This is a genomic window from Pseudarthrobacter sp. SL88 (assembly GCF_026672455.1).
Taxonomy (GTDB): Bacteria; Actinomycetota; Actinomycetes; order Actinomycetales; family Micrococcaceae; genus Arthrobacter.
The window spans coordinates 1,942,456-1,956,175 of sequence record NZ_JAPPRD010000001.1 but is presented as its reverse complement, the minus strand read 5'-3'; the positions used below and the strand labels follow the sequence as shown (position 1 = coordinate 1,956,175).

Genomic DNA, 13,720 nt, shown 5'->3' with positions numbered 1-13,720 from the left:
GCAGCCGGGTCGACGGGCCTGTCATGTCCTTGACGGTGCTGGAAAGTGATCTGGCTTACAATGGCCGAGTGGCTTCTGGGGGAGAGGCCGCCATCCGGCCCCGACGGCCCCCGACTGAACTGGAGGTTCGTTGCTGATCGGTTTGATGAGGCGGCTGCTTTCGGACCAAAAAGGCTCCGTCGCCGCCGTCGTCCTTCTGCAGCTGATCCAGGCAGCCGCCAACCTCCTGCTGCCAACCGTCAACGCCGCCATCATTGATGACGGAATTGTTCCCGGTGATACGGGCGTGATTTCCCGCCTGGGTGTCGTGATGGCCGGCATCGCCGTTATCCAGGCAGCGGCTGCCATCGCCGCGGGGTATTTGGGCGCCGTGGTGGCCATGCGGATCGGCCACCGGCTCCGCGCGGAAATCTTTGCGCGGATCCAGTCCTTGTCCTCCCTGGAAGTTGCCCGGTTCGGCACCCAAAGCCTGACCACCCGGGCCACCAATGACACCCAGCAGGTGCAGTCCTTCGCCATCCTGGTGTTCACGATGCTGGTGGCGGGCCCAGCCATGGGCGTGGGCGGCATCATCCTTGCCCTGCAGCAGGACGTGGCACTGTCCGCCGTCGTCATCGTCATCGTGCCGCTGCTCGTCCTGATCATGGCGCTGATCGTCCGCCGCCTCATTCCGCTCTACCGCGACGGCCAGGACCTGCTCGACAACGCCGGCGGCATCCTGCGTGAGCAGATCATCGGCGCCAACGCCATCCGCGCCTTCGTCCGGCAGGACCACGAGACGCGCCGTTTCGCCCGCGCCAACTCCAGCCTCACGGCCAACAACCTGCAGTCTGCGCTGCTCGTGGCCGGCATGCTGCCCATGATCATGCTCGTGGTGAACCTTTCCTCGGTGGCGGTGGTCTGGTTCGGCGGCCACCGGATCCAGGCCGGCGAGATGAACCTGGGCGCACTGACGGCCTTTATCGCCTACATCCTGCAGATCCTCCTGGCCATCATGATGTCCATGTACGTGCTGATGACCGCCCCGCGGGCGGCAGTCTGCGCCGAGCGGATCTCTGCGGTGCTGGATACCAAACCCTCCGTCGCCGGCCCTGCCGGCTTCCCGCCGTCGCGCCCTGCCGTGGCCCCGGAGGATCCGGTGACGCCCTCCGCCGGGCCCGGAGCGCTGGAGTTCAGGGGTGTTGGCTTCTCCTACCCGGGGGCGGAAGCGCCGGTGCTGGCAGGCCTGAATTTCGTGGCCGCGCCCGGCACCACCACGGCGATCATCGGATCCACCGGCAGCGGCAAATCAACGCTGCTGAACCTGGTTCCGAGGTTCCTCGACACCACCGAAGGCAGCATCCTCCTCGACGGCACCGATGTCCGGGAACTGCCGCTGGACTTCCTGCGCAGATCCATGTCGATCGTCCCGCAACACTCCCACCTGTTTTCCGGGACTATTGCAGACAACTTGCGGATGGCTTCACCCGAAGCCTCCGACCACGAGCTCTGGGAGGTCCTCGAGGCGGCACAAACCATGCGCTTCATGCGGGACCTCCCGCTGGGGCTGGCAACGCCGGTAGGGCAGGGCGGCACCAACCTCTCCGGCGGGCAGCGGCAGCGGCTGTGCATAGCCCGCGCGCTGTTGCGCAAGGCCCCGCTGTACCTCTTTGACGACAGCTTCTCCGCCCTGGACTATGACACGGACACCCGGCTTCGGCAGGCTTTGGACGTGCGTCTGGCCGCGGCCACCAGGATTGTCGTGGCCGAACGCATCGCCGCGGTGGAGGATGCCCACCTGATCCTGGTGCTCGACGGCGGGCGGCTCGTTGCGCAGGGAACACACGGCGAGCTGCTGGAAACGTCGTCCACCTACCGGGAAATCGCCGACTCGCAGCTTGCACTGGACGGCCCGCAATGACGGCGGCTCCCGGCACCGACACGGGCGGCACCGACACGGGCGGTGCCGGCTTCTGGCGCACCGCCGGAAGGTTGCTGGGCCTGCTGCGGCCATTCCGGGCCCTCATGCTGGGCGCCGTTGCCGCCACCTGCTGCTTCGCGGCCTTGAATGTGGCAGCTCCAAAACTCCTCGGCGACGCCACCGACCTGGTGGTGGACGGGGTGGTCAGGGGAGCGCTGGACCAGGAAAGGCTCGGCCTCCTGCTGGCTGCTGTATCGCTGATGTACATCTTCACGTCGCTGTTCAACTGGGTTCAGGGTTCCCTGACTGCCCGGTCCGTTCAGGGCGTCATGTACGGGTTGCGCGGCGCGGTGGAAGGCAAACTGCACCGGCTCCCGTCCACCTACTTCCGGGAACGGTCCCGCGGCGACGTGCTGAGCCGGGCCACCAACGACATCGACAACATCTCCCAGGCGCTGAACCAGCTCCTCACCCAGCTGATCATGTCCGTCCTGATGTTGTTCGGGTCGCTCGCGATGATGCTGTGGATATCGCCCCTCCTGGCCTGCATCGCCATCGCCTCCGTTCCGCTGTCCATGGGTGTGACGGTGCTCGTGGCCCGCAGGTCGCAGGAGCATTTCGCCCGCCAGTGGACGGAAACAGGGGAGCTGAACTCCCACGTTGAGGAATTCATCACGGGCCATGAGGTGATCAAGGCCTTCGGGCAGCAGCCGCAGGCGGCCGAGGTTTTTGCCAGCAGCAACAGCAGGTTGGCCCGCGCGGCAACCAAGGCGCAGTATTCCGCCGGCGTGGTGCAGCCCCTGATGGTGCTGATGGCAAACCTCAACTACATCGCCGTCGCGGTGGTTGGCGCCCTCCAGGTCATCGCAGGCGCCATGACCATCGGCGGGATCCAGGCATTCATACAGTTCAGCAGGCTGTTCACCCAGCCGGTGGGCCAAATCGGCGGCCTGCTCAACCTGATCCAGTCCTGCGTGGCATCGGCGGAGCGCGTGTTTGCCCTCCTCGACTCGGAAGAGGACGCGGAGAGCGGCACGCTGGAAGCGCCGTCGGGCGGCCGCATCGTCTTTGACGACGTGACGTTCGGCTACCCCGGCGCGGCGCCCGCAGTCCGGAACCTGTCCTTCGCAGTGGAACCTGGCCAGATGGTTGCCATTGTGGGCCATACCGGGGCCGGGAAGACCACGGTGGTGAACCTGCTGATGCGGTTCTACGAACCGGGCACGGGCCGGATCACCATGGGCGGCACGGACATCGCCGCTGTCCAGCCGGACCAGCTGCGCGGGCAGTTCGGTGTGGTGCTCCAGGACACGTGGCTGTTTGGCGGGACCATCAGGGACAACATCGCCTATGGACTGCCCGGCGCCTCTGAAGAGGAGATCCTGGCGGCGGCGGAGGCCAGCTACGTTGACCGCTTCGCCAGGTCGCTGCCGGACGGCTACGACACCGTGCTGGAAAACGGGGGCGAACCCCTCAGTCAGGGCCAGCGGCAGCTCATCACCATCGCCAGGGCACAACTGGCCGGCCGCGCCGTGCTGATCCTCGATGAGGCAACCAGTTCCGTCGATTCCAGGACGGAACTGCTGATCCGCCAGGCCATGCTCCGGCTGCGGCGGGGGAGGACCAGCTTTGTCATCGCGCACCGTTTGTCCACCGTCAGGAACGCTGATCTAATTCTCGTCATGGACCACGGACGCATTGTTGAGCAGGGCACGCACCAGGGCCTGTTGGCCGCGAACAGCTTCTACGCACGGCTCTACAGCGCCCAGTTCTCGGCGGCTCCGGGCCGCTCCGATGCCCTTGAGGCCGGGTTGTGAGCTCCGCGGCCGAATTTCCCGGGGCGTGGAAGCCAAACTCCACCAGCACCGTGGCCCTTTTTGAGCAGCTGCGCCTGCAGGTGATCCACCAGGTGGACAATGGGGCCCTGGTGCCCGGCACCAGGCTGCCCGCGGTCCGGGCGCTGGCAGAGCGGCTGGACGTCGCACCGCACACTGTGGCGCGCGCCTATAAGGAGCTCGAAGCAGCAGGGATCGTGGCAACCCGGGGCAGGAACGGCACCGTGGTCTGCGCCCGTGACGAACGACTCGGCGGGCTGTCCGACGCCGCCGCGGCCTACGCTGCCACCGCCAAAGCGCAAGGTGCAACGTTTGCGGAAGCGGTGAAGCTGCTGGCCGCCGCCTACGATGTTCCCTGAGGGCGGAACCGTGCGCGTTCGAAGAAATTTTCGATTAGCATTATGGGGTGCCTAAAGCCGTAGCCGAAGAAACAGCCGTCCCCGCTTCCTTCACCGCCACCTCCGCCGACAGCCCCCAACGCCACGATCTTTCCCGGCTTGTGGTCAAGGGCGCGCGCGAGCACAACCTGCGCAACGTGGACCTCGACCTGCCGCGTGACGCCATGATCGTCTTCACCGGCCTGTCCGGTTCCGGCAAATCATCCCTCGCCTTCGACACCATCTTCGCCGAAGGCCAGCGCCGCTACGTCGAGTCCCTTTCCGCGTACGCCCGCCAGTTCCTGGGCCAGGTGGACAAGCCCGACGTCGACTTCATCGAAGGACTGTCGCCGGCGGTCTCCATCGACCAGAAGTCCACCAGCAAGAACCCCCGGTCAACGGTGGGAACCATCACCGAGATCTACGACTACATGCGCCTGCTGTGGGCACGCGTCGGCCGGCCCCACTGCCCCGTCTGCGGCGAACCCGTGGCCAAGCAGACGCCGCAGCAGATCGTGGACCAGCTGCTGGAGCTTGAGGACGGAACCCGCTTCCAGGTCCTAGCACCCGTAGTCCGGGGACGCAAGGGCGAATTCGTGGACCTCTTCAAGGAGCTTTCGGCCAAGGGGTACTCCAGGGCGCGGGTGGACGGCGACCTCATCCAGCTCAGTGATCCGCCCAAGCTCGGCAAGCAGTACAAGCACACCATCGAAGTGGTGGTGGACCGCCTGGTGGTCAAGGAAGGCATCAGCCAGCGCCTTACCGACTCCATCGAAACCGCCCTCGGCCTCGCCGAAGGCCGGGTCCTGGCCGAGTTCGTCGACCTCGACGCCGATGACGCCGGGCGCACGCGGGCCTTCTCCGAAAACCTTGCCTGCCCCAACGAGCACCCGCTCGCCATCGATGAAATTGAACCGCGGTCCTTCTCCTTCAACAACCCGTTCGGGGCCTGCGCTGCCTGCAGCGGCATCGGCACCAAGCTGGAGGTGGATGACGAGCTGATCGTCCCCAACCCCGAGCTTTCCCTCTCGGAAGGCGCCATCGCGCCCTGGTCCCTCGGCACCGCCACCACCGAGTACTGGAACCGGCTCCTGGAGGGCCTGGCCAAGGAGCTCGGGTTCTCCATGGACACCCCCTGGGAAAAGCTGGGCAAGGATGTCCGCCAGACTGTCCTGCACGGCAAGGACCACAAGGTGGTGGTGCAGTACCGCAACCGGTTCGGCCGCGAACGCAAGTACAGCACCGGCTTCGAAGGTGCCATCCAGTATGTCCACCGCAAGCACGGCGAGACCGACTCTGACTGGGCGCGCGACCGCTACGAAGAGTACATGCGCCAGATTCCCTGCCCTGCCTGCAATGGAGCGCGGCTGAACCCGGCCTCACTGTCGGTGCTGATCAACGGTAAGTCCATTGCCGAGGTGGCGGCCCTGCCCATGCGTGAATGCGCAGCGTTCCTGGACAACCTTGTCCTCACCGGCCGTGAAGCGCAGATTGCCCACCAGGTGCTCAAGGAGATCCAGGCCAGGCTGACATTCCTCCTGGATGTGGGCCTGGAGTACCTGAACCTGGAGCGTCCCTCCGCCACCCTGTCCGGCGGCGAGGCGCAGCGTATCCGCCTGGCCACCCAGATCGGCTCCGGCCTGGTGGGTGTCCTTTACGTCCTGGACGAACCGTCCATTGGTCTTCACCAGCGCGACAACCGCCGCCTGATCGACACCCTCACCAGGCTCCGCGACATGGGCAACACCCTGATCGTGGTGGAGCATGACGAGGACACCATCCAGGTGGCGGACTGGATCGTCGACATTGGGCCGGGTGCCGGTGAGCACGGCGGCCAGGTGGTTCACTCCGGTTCCTACAAGGAGCTCCTCGACAACACCAACTCCCTGACCGGCGACTACCTGTCCGGGCGGAAGAGTATCGAGATCCCGAAGAAGCGACGCAAGTACGACAAGAAGCGCGAACTGAAGGTGGTCGGCGCGCGGGAGAACAACCTCACCAACGTGGACGCAGCCTTCCCGCTGGGCCTGCTGACAGCCGTTACGGGCGTCAGTGGCTCCGGCAAGTCCACGCTGGTCAACGAAATCCTCTACAAGGTGCTCGCCAACAAACTCAACGGGGCCAAGCAGGTGGCCGGCCGGCACAAGACGGTCCAGGGCCTCGAGCACCTCGACAAGGTGGTCCACGTTGACCAGAGCCCCATCGGCCGGACACCGCGTTCAAACCCCGCCACCTACACCGGCGTCTTCGACAACATCCGCAAGCTCTTCGCCGAGACCACGGAAGCGAAGGTCCGCGGCTACCTGCCCGGCCGGTTCTCCTTCAACGTCAAGGGCGGCCGCTGCGAGGCATGCTCGGGCGACGGCACCCTGAAGATCGAGATGAACTTCCTGCCGGATGTCTACGTGCCCTGCGAGGTGTGCCACGGCGCCCGGTACAACCGGGAAACCCTTGAAGTCCACTACAAGGGCAAGACCATCGCCGACGTCCTCAACATGCCCATCGAGGAAGGTGCCGAGTTCTTCGCGGCTTTTTCGCCGATCGCACGGCACCTGAACACGCTGGTGGACGTCGGCCTGGGCTACGTCCGCCTCGGACAGCCTGCCACCACCCTTTCCGGCGGCGAGGCGCAGCGCGTGAAGCTGGCGGCCGAGCTGCAGAAGCGGTCCAACGGCCGCAGCGTCTACGTCCTGGACGAGCCCACCACTGGCCTGCACTTCGAGGACATCCGGAAGCTTCTGCTGGTCCTGCAGGGGCTGGTGGACAAAGGCAACACGGTCATCACCATCGAGCACAACCTTGACGTCATCAAGAGTGCGGACTGGATCGTTGACCTGGGGCCTGACGGCGGCTCCGGCGGCGGGAAGATCGTGGCCACGGGAACCCCCGAGCAGGTGGCCACCTCCACCACCAGCCACACCGCCGCGTTCCTGGCGGAAATCCTCAGCTGACCTCTGCGCGGTTCCACCGGAAGTATTCCGCTGGTGGAATGCGAGTTTCGGGCACCCGTAAAGGCATGAGAAACTAACCCGGTGACTTCAACAACAGTGCCCGTGATCTTTGACCTGGACGGCACTCTTGTCGATCCTGCCGGTGGGATAACTGACGGAATTTCCTCGGCCCTGAAGGAGCTGGGACTTCCCGTGCCCAGCCAGGACCTGCTCGACTCCATGATTGGCCCCAAGCTCAGCGATTCCCTGCTGAGCGTGGCGAAGGTGCCGGCGGACCGCCTCGACGACGTGATCCGCCGGTACCGCGCCTACTACGCGGAGACCGGAATCGCCCAGGGCCGGCTTTACCCGGGTATCCGGGAAGTCCTGGAAACGTTCGTGGCAGCCGGCCTGCCCCTAGCCGTGGCGACTCAGAAACCGCAGACCATCGCCCGGACCGTCCTGGCCCACCACGGCATCGATGGGCTCTTCCGCGGCATCCACGGCTCCGCGGACAATGAATCCGCAGTCGACGGCGTTCCGCTCGGAAAAACGGAGATCATCGCAGCCGCCCTGAAGGACCTCGACACCCACCACGCCGTCATGGTGGGGGACCGCGCGCAGGACGTCTCCGGCGCCATTGCCAACGGGCTGGACTGCATCGGCGTGGCATGGGGATTCGCGCCGGACGGCGAAATGGAAGGCGCCGGCGCCTTCACCGTTGTCGCAAACGCCGCCGAACTCGTCAACGCCGTGGATCGGCTGCAGTCCATCCACGCCTCCGCCATGAGCGAGGTGACCAACGATGGAAATGTTTGATGCCGTCCGCTGGACCACCCGCAACCTGATCTCCGGCACCTGCCGGCCCACCGTCGTCGGCCTGGAAAACGTCCCCAAGGACGGGCCGTTCATCGTGGCCCCCAACCACCTGTCCTTCTTTGACAGCGTCATCGTCCAGGCCCTCATGCCCCGGCCGGTGGCATTTTTCGCCAAGGCCGAGTACTTCACCACCGGCGGCGTCAAAGGGAAAGTCATGAAGGCTTTCTTCGAGTCCGTCGGCTCCATCCCGGTGGAACGCGGGGAGCAGGCCGCCAGCGTCCAGGCGCTCAAGACCCTGCTGGACATCCTTGAATCAGGTAAGGGAATCGGTATCTACCCGGAAGGCACCCGCTCCCGGGACGGCCTTCTCTACCGTGGCCGCACGGGCGTGGGCTGGCTGGCACTGACCACGGGGGCGCCCGTGGTTCCCGTGGGCCTGATCGGCACGGAGAACCTTCAGCGGGCCGGAGAAAAAGGCGTGAAGCCGCAGCACTTCACCATGAAGGTGGGAGAGCCGCTGTACTTCGACAAGACCGGACCTGACCACTCGCTGCCTGCACGGCGCGAAGTGACGGACCGCATCATGGATGCCATCGCCGAACTCAGCGGGCAGCAGCGCTCCACCAGCTACAACCAAAGCAAAGTCGCGGAGTAGGGCGACGCAAGTGCCCCCCACGGTGTGTCCATGGGGAAATCGTGCACAGATATTCCGGCCGCGGCAAAGGCGGGCGGCGCGGCTCAGTAGACTGTATAGGTGGCAAATCCAGCAAGTTACAGGCCCCGGACCGGTGAAATCCCCACCAATCCGGGCGTCTACCGGTTCCGGGATCCGCACGGGCGGGTCATCTACGTGGGCAAGGCCAAGAGCCTTCGCTCCCGCCTGAACTCCTACTTCGCCAACCCCGCAGGACTGCTGCCCAAGACCTACGCCATGGTCCATGCGGCCAGCAGCGTCGAGTGGACCGTGGTGGGCAGCGAGCTGGAGTCCCTGCAGCTGGAATACACCTGGATCAAGGAATTCAAGCCGCGCTTCAACGTGGTGTTCCGCGACGACAAGACCTACCCCTACCTGGCCGTCACCCTCGGCGAGAAATACCCCCGGGTGCAGGTGATGCGCGGTGACAAGCGGAAAGGCACCCGGTACTTCGGGCCGTACACGGCCGGCGCCATCCGCGAAACCATGGACACCCTGCTCCGGGTCTTTCCGGTCCGCAGCTGCAGCGCCGGGGTGTTCAAACGTGCGGAGTCCAGTGGTCGCCCGTGCCTGCTGGGCTACATCGACAAGTGCTCGGCGCCCTGCGTGGGCCGGATTTCCCCGGAAGACCACCGGGCCCTTGCTGAAGACTTCTGCGCCTTCATGGGCGGCGAAGCGAAGCGGTTCACCAACAAGCTCGAAAAGCAGATGGCGGCCGCCGTTGCCAGGCTGGACTACGAACAGGCCGCCCGGATCCGCGACGACATCACGGCCCTGCGGAAGGTCTTTGAGCGCAATGCCGTGGTGTTGGCCGAGGACACGGACGCTGATGTGTTCGCGCTCCACGAGGACGAGCTCGAGGCCGCCGTGCAGGTGTTCCACGTCCGCGGCGGCAGGATCCGCGGCCAGCGCGGCTGGGTGGTGGAAAAGGTGGAGGACTTCACCACACCAGACCTTGTGGAACACCTGCTCCAGCAGGTCTACGGCGAGGACGGCGAGACGCACGGCCGGCTGCCGCGGGAGGTGCTGGTTCCGGTTGCACCCAGCAACGCGGAGGAGCTGACGGAATGGCTCAGTGGCATCCGCGGCGCCAGGGTGGACGTCCGGGTCCCGCAGCGGGGCGACAAAGCCGCCCTGATGTCCACCGTCCGGGAGAACGCCGAGCACGCCCTGAAGCTGCACAAGACCCGCCGTGCAGGGGACCTCACCGTGCGGTCACAGGCACTCCAGGAACTCCAGGAAGCGCTGGACCTTCCCGTCCCGCTGCTGCGCATCGAATGTTTCGATGTCTCCCATGTCCAGGGAACCAATGTGGTGGCGTCAATGGTGGTAGTGGAGGACGGGCTGCCCAAGAAATCGGACTACCGGAAGTTCTCCATCACCGGCCCGGCTGCCTCCGATGACACCGCCGCCATGCACGACGTCCTCACCAGGCGCTTCCGCCACTACCTCCAGGACAAGTCCGCCCAGGTGGACGAGGACGTTCTCGAAGCAGGCACCGCCGAGGCGGCCGCAGAGGCAGCCGCGGACGCTGCCGCCGAGGCCGCGGTGGCCGACACCACCACTCCGGCGCCGAAGGGCAAGTTCGCCTATCCGCCGAACCTGGTGGTGGTGGATGGCGGCCAGCCGCAGGTCAACGCAGCCGCACGCGCCCTGGCGGACCTGGGCATCGACGACGTTTACGTGGTGGGCCTGGCCAAGCGCCTGGAGGAAGTGTGGCTGCCGGACAGCGACTTCCCGGTTATCCTTCCCCGCACGTCACAGGGCCTGTACCTGCTGCAGCGCATCCGCGACGAGGCGCACCGGTTCGCCATTTCGTTCCACCGCCAGAAGCGCGGCAAGGCCATGACAGTCTCGGCGCTGGACGGCGTTCCGGGGCTGGGCGCCTCCAAGCGCAAGGCGTTGCTGGCCCACTTCGGGTCGGTCAAGGGCGTCAAGGCGGCAACTCCCGAGGAGCTCGCCCAGGCGAAGGGTATCGGTCCGGCGCTGGCCGCAGCCATCGTCAGCCACTTCTCCGGAGACGGCCCCGCCGCGGTCACTGTGCCGGCCATCAACATGACCACCGGCGAAATCATTGAAACTTAGCTAGGGTAAGTGGCGGGGTTTGCGCCGGCGCTGCCCCGCGGACCAACAACGGAAATGGGGCGGACTCAATGGCAGGCACTTCGGCGGAATCCGAGGCAGGGCAGGACGGCATGGAGCCCGTCAAACCCCTCGAAGCGGAGCTGCTGGTGGTTACCGGGATGTCCGGTGCGGGGCGGAGCACCGCCGCCGACGCACTTGAGGACCACGGCTGGTACGTCGTGGAAAACCTGCCGCCCCAGATGCTGGGAACCCTCGCCGAGCTCGTCTCGCACGCACCGCAGTCCATCCCGCGGCTGGCAGTTGTCATCGATGTCCGCAGCAAAGGCCTGTTCGCAGACATTCGGGCCGCCCTGGGCGCCCTGGCCGCCAGCGGTGTCACTTTCCGGGTGCTGTTCCTGGACGCCAGCGACAACGTACTGGTCCGCCGCTTCGAGCAGGGACGCCGGCCGCATCCGCTGCAGGGCGGGGGCCGCATCCTGGACGGTATCGCCGCCGAACGCGAGCTCCTCCAGGAACTGCGCGACAGCTCCGACGTCGTGCTGGACACCTCCGGCTACAACGTGCACGGCCTGGCCACGGCCATCACCGAGCTCTTCAGCGAAACCGGTCCCGTGGCGTTGCGGCTGAACGTCATGAGCTTCGGCTTCAAGTACGGCCTGCCCGTGGACTCCAACTACGTGGCCGATGTCCGGTTCATTCCCAATCCGCACTGGGTGCCGCAACTGCGCCCGCACACCGGCCTGGACAAGGACGTAAGCGACTACGTGCTCGAGGCCGAGGGAGTCAAGAACTTCGTGGACCGCTACGTCATGGCACTCGAGCCGGTCCTCGATGGCTACCGGCGCGAAAACAAGCACTACGCCACCATCGCCGTGGGCTGCACGGGGGGGAAACACCGTTCCGTGGCAGTCGCAGTCGAGCTGTCCAAAAAGCTCGCGCAGTATCCCCGGGTCACCGTGACCACCACCCACCGGGATCTGGGCCGCGAGTAATGGCGCTGTTCACCGGCGCGCTGCCGCTGGTTCCCCCTGCCACGGGGCCGGGCGCCGGCCCGCAGGACACCGAGCCCACCATTGTCGCGCTGGGCGGCGGCCACGGGCTCTCCGCCTCGCTGTCCGCCCTCCGCCTCCTCACCTCCAAGCTCACGGCGATCGTCACAGTGGCGGACGACGGCGGCTCATCCGGGCGTCTGCGCGAAGAGTACGGTGTCCTCCCGCCGGGAGATCTCCGGATGGCCCTCTCCGCGCTCTGTGACGATACGGACTGGGGACGGACCTGGCGCGACGTCATGCAGCACAGGTTCCGCCCCGGCAGCGGCCCCGGCGGCTCACTGGACGAACACGCCATGGGGAACCTGCTGATCGTGACCCTCTGGGAACTGCTGGGAGACGCCGTCGCCGGTCTTACCTGGGCGGGGGCGCTCCTGGGCGCCCGAGGTCAGGTCCTGCCCATGTCCACGGTGCCGCTGACCATCGAAGGCGATGTCCGGGTGACAGCGCCGGATGGGGGATCGGTGCTGCAGACGGTCCACGGGCAGGCCCGCTGCGCCGTGGCAGGATCGCTGGAGAACGTCCGCCTGCTCCCGGAGGCGGCACCCGCCTGCACGGAAGCGCTGACCGCCATCGAGCTCGCCGACTGGGTCATCCTGGGCCCGGGCTCCTGGTACACCTCGGTGCTGCCCCACCTGCTGTTCCCGGAGATGCGCCAGGCGCTGTGCAACACCCCCGCCAAACGCTGCCTCACCATGAACCTCGCCACGGACACCAAGGAGACTTCGGGCATGACGGCCGCAGACCACCTGCACGTCCTGCGCCGCTACGCTCCCGGTTTCAACGTTGATGTTGTCCTGGCCGATCCCGCCTCCGTCCCCGACCGCCAGGAGTTCGAGAAGGCCGCCGCGATGATCGGTGCCAAGGTGGTCTTGGGTAAAGTAGGGGCGTCGGGACGCCGTCCCGTCCATGACCCCCTGCGGCTGGCCACGGCGTACCAGGACATTTTTGGGAACAGTTAGGAAGGTGCCATGGCACTGACAGCATCAGTCAAAGAAGAACTGTCCCGTCTGGACATTAAGAAGTCGTCCGTCCGCAAGGCTGAGGTCTCCGCGATGCTCCGTTTCGCGGGCGGCCTGCACATCATTTCCGGCCGGATCGTCATCGAGGCAGAGGTGGACCTAGCCTCCACCGCGCGGCGCCTCCGGGCAGCCATTGCAGAGGTCTACGGGCACCAGAGCGAAATCATCGTGGTTTCCGCCGGCGGGCTCCGCAGGGCCAGCAGGTATGTAGTCCGGGTAGTGCGCGACGGCGAGGCGCTGGCCCGCCAGACCGGCCTCCTGGACGGCCGCGGACGTCCCGTCCGCGGGTTGCCGTCCGCCGTCGTCAACGGCTCCGCGGCGGACGCCGAAGCAGTATGGCGGGGTGCGTTCCTGGCTCACGGATCGCTGACCGAACCCGGCCGCTCGTCCTCGCTTGAGGTCACCTGCCCGGGGCCTGAATCCGCACTGGCGCTGGTGGGTGCCGCCCGGCGGCTGGACATTCAGGCCAAAGCGCGCGAGGTGCGCGGCGTTGACCGCGTAGTAATCCGCGACGGCGACACCATTGCCGCGCTCCTGACCCGCATGGGCGCCCACGACGCCCTCATGGTCTGGGAAGAGCGCCGCATGCGCAAGGAGGTCCGCGCCACCGCGAACCGCCTCGCCAATTTCGATGACGCCAACCTCCGCCGCTCGGCACAGGCCGCCGTCGCGGCCGGCGCCCGCGTGGACCGCGCCCTGGAAATCCTCGGCGACGACGTACCCGACCACCTGAAGTACGCCGGCGAACTGCGCGTGGCCCACAAGCAGGCCAGCCTGGACGAGCTCGGCCGGCTGGCCGATCCCGTCATGACCAAGGACGCCATCGCGGGCCGGATCCGCCGGCTTTTGGCGATGGCGGACAAGAGGGCCCTTGACCTGGGGATTCCCGGCACCGACGCCAATGTGACGCCCGAAATGCTCGACGAGTAGCGGGCCCCTAGAATCAAAAATAATTCCGGGCGCCAGACGTCCGGATGCATAATCCGAGAGTCACCAACCGGACCGAAAG

The 13,720-nt window shown here is 66.4% G+C and carries 10 protein-coding genes; all 10 read left to right on the top strand.

The window, feature by feature from the left end; genetic code table 11:
* Positions 1-145: 145 nt before the first annotated feature.
* Positions 146-1,900, top strand: coding sequence for an ABC transporter ATP-binding protein (locus OVA06_RS09025; protein WP_268157720.1), 1,755 nt, complete (start codon positions 146-148; stop codon positions 1,898-1,900).
* The gene (locus OVA06_RS09020; RefSeq protein ID WP_268157718.1) at positions 1,897-3,717 is read left to right on the top strand and encodes an ABC transporter ATP-binding protein; all 1,821 of its coding nucleotides are present in this window, start codon (positions 1,897-1,899) and stop codon (positions 3,715-3,717) included. The genes OVA06_RS09025 and OVA06_RS09020 overlap by 4 nt, the downstream gene beginning before the upstream one ends.
* A complete protein-coding gene (locus OVA06_RS09015) occupies positions 3,714-4,094 on the top strand; it encodes a GntR family transcriptional regulator (protein WP_056078953.1) in 381 nt (126 codons plus the stop codon). Before OVA06_RS09020 ends, OVA06_RS09015 begins: the two co-directional genes overlap by 4 nt.
* A gap of 47 nt (positions 4,095-4,141) precedes the next feature.
* Positions 4,142-7,063 (top strand): excinuclease ABC subunit UvrA, encoded by a 2,922-nt coding sequence (gene uvrA, locus OVA06_RS09010; protein WP_056078956.1) that lies wholly within the window; start codon positions 4,142-4,144, stop codon positions 7,061-7,063.
* An 81-nt stretch (positions 7,064-7,144) separates the two neighbouring features.
* Positions 7,145-7,861 carry an HAD hydrolase-like protein gene (locus tag OVA06_RS09005; protein ID WP_268157717.1) on the top strand — a complete coding sequence of 239 codons (717 nt, stop codon included), beginning with the start codon at positions 7,145-7,147 and terminating at the stop codon, positions 7,859-7,861.
* Positions 7,848-8,516: a lysophospholipid acyltransferase family protein gene (locus tag OVA06_RS09000; protein ID WP_056078962.1), complete on the top strand. Its 669-nt coding sequence runs from the start codon at positions 7,848-7,850 to the stop codon at positions 8,514-8,516. The genes OVA06_RS09005 and OVA06_RS09000 overlap by 14 nt, the downstream gene beginning before the upstream one ends.
* 99 nt (positions 8,517-8,615) lie before the next feature.
* A complete protein-coding gene (gene uvrC / locus OVA06_RS08995) occupies positions 8,616-10,640 on the top strand; it encodes an excinuclease ABC subunit UvrC (protein WP_268157716.1) in 2,025 nt (674 codons plus the stop codon).
* A gap of 68 nt (positions 10,641-10,708) precedes the next feature.
* A complete protein-coding gene (gene rapZ / locus OVA06_RS08990; RefSeq protein ID WP_015937020.1) occupies positions 10,709-11,632 on the top strand; it encodes an RNase adapter RapZ in 924 nt (307 codons plus the stop codon).
* A complete protein-coding gene (locus OVA06_RS08985) occupies positions 11,632-12,651 on the top strand; it encodes a gluconeogenesis factor YvcK family protein (RefSeq protein WP_268157715.1) in 1,020 nt (339 codons plus the stop codon). The genes rapZ and OVA06_RS08985 overlap by 1 nt, the downstream gene beginning before the upstream one ends.
* Before the next feature lie 9 nt (positions 12,652-12,660).
* Positions 12,661-13,641 carry a DNA-binding protein WhiA gene (gene whiA / locus OVA06_RS08980; RefSeq protein ID WP_015937022.1) on the top strand — a complete coding sequence of 327 codons (981 nt, stop codon included), beginning with the start codon at positions 12,661-12,663 and terminating at the stop codon, positions 13,639-13,641.
* Positions 13,642-13,720: the final 79 nt, after the last annotated feature.

Bases quoted from the DNA above. Each gene is read 5' to 3' on its own strand.
- OVA06_RS09025 (WP_268157720.1), top strand. From the start codon at position 146: ATGAGGCGGCTGCTTTCGGACCAAAAAGGCTCCGTCGCCGCCGTCGTC.
- OVA06_RS09000 (WP_056078962.1), top strand. From the start codon at position 7,848: ATGGAAATGTTTGATGCCGTCCGCTGGACCACCCGCAACCTGATCTCC.
- OVA06_RS08985 (WP_268157715.1), top strand. From the start codon at position 11,632: ATGGCGCTGTTCACCGGCGCGCTGCCGCTGGTTCCCCCTGCCACGGGG.
- whiA (WP_015937022.1), top strand. From the start codon at position 12,661: ATGGCACTGACAGCATCAGTCAAAGAAGAACTGTCCCGTCTGGACATT.
- OVA06_RS09020 (WP_268157718.1), top strand. From the start codon at position 1,897: ATGACGGCGGCTCCCGGCACCGACACGGGCGGCACCGACACGGGCGGT.
- rapZ (WP_015937020.1), top strand. From the start codon at position 10,709: ATGGCAGGCACTTCGGCGGAATCCGAGGCAGGGCAGGACGGCATGGAG.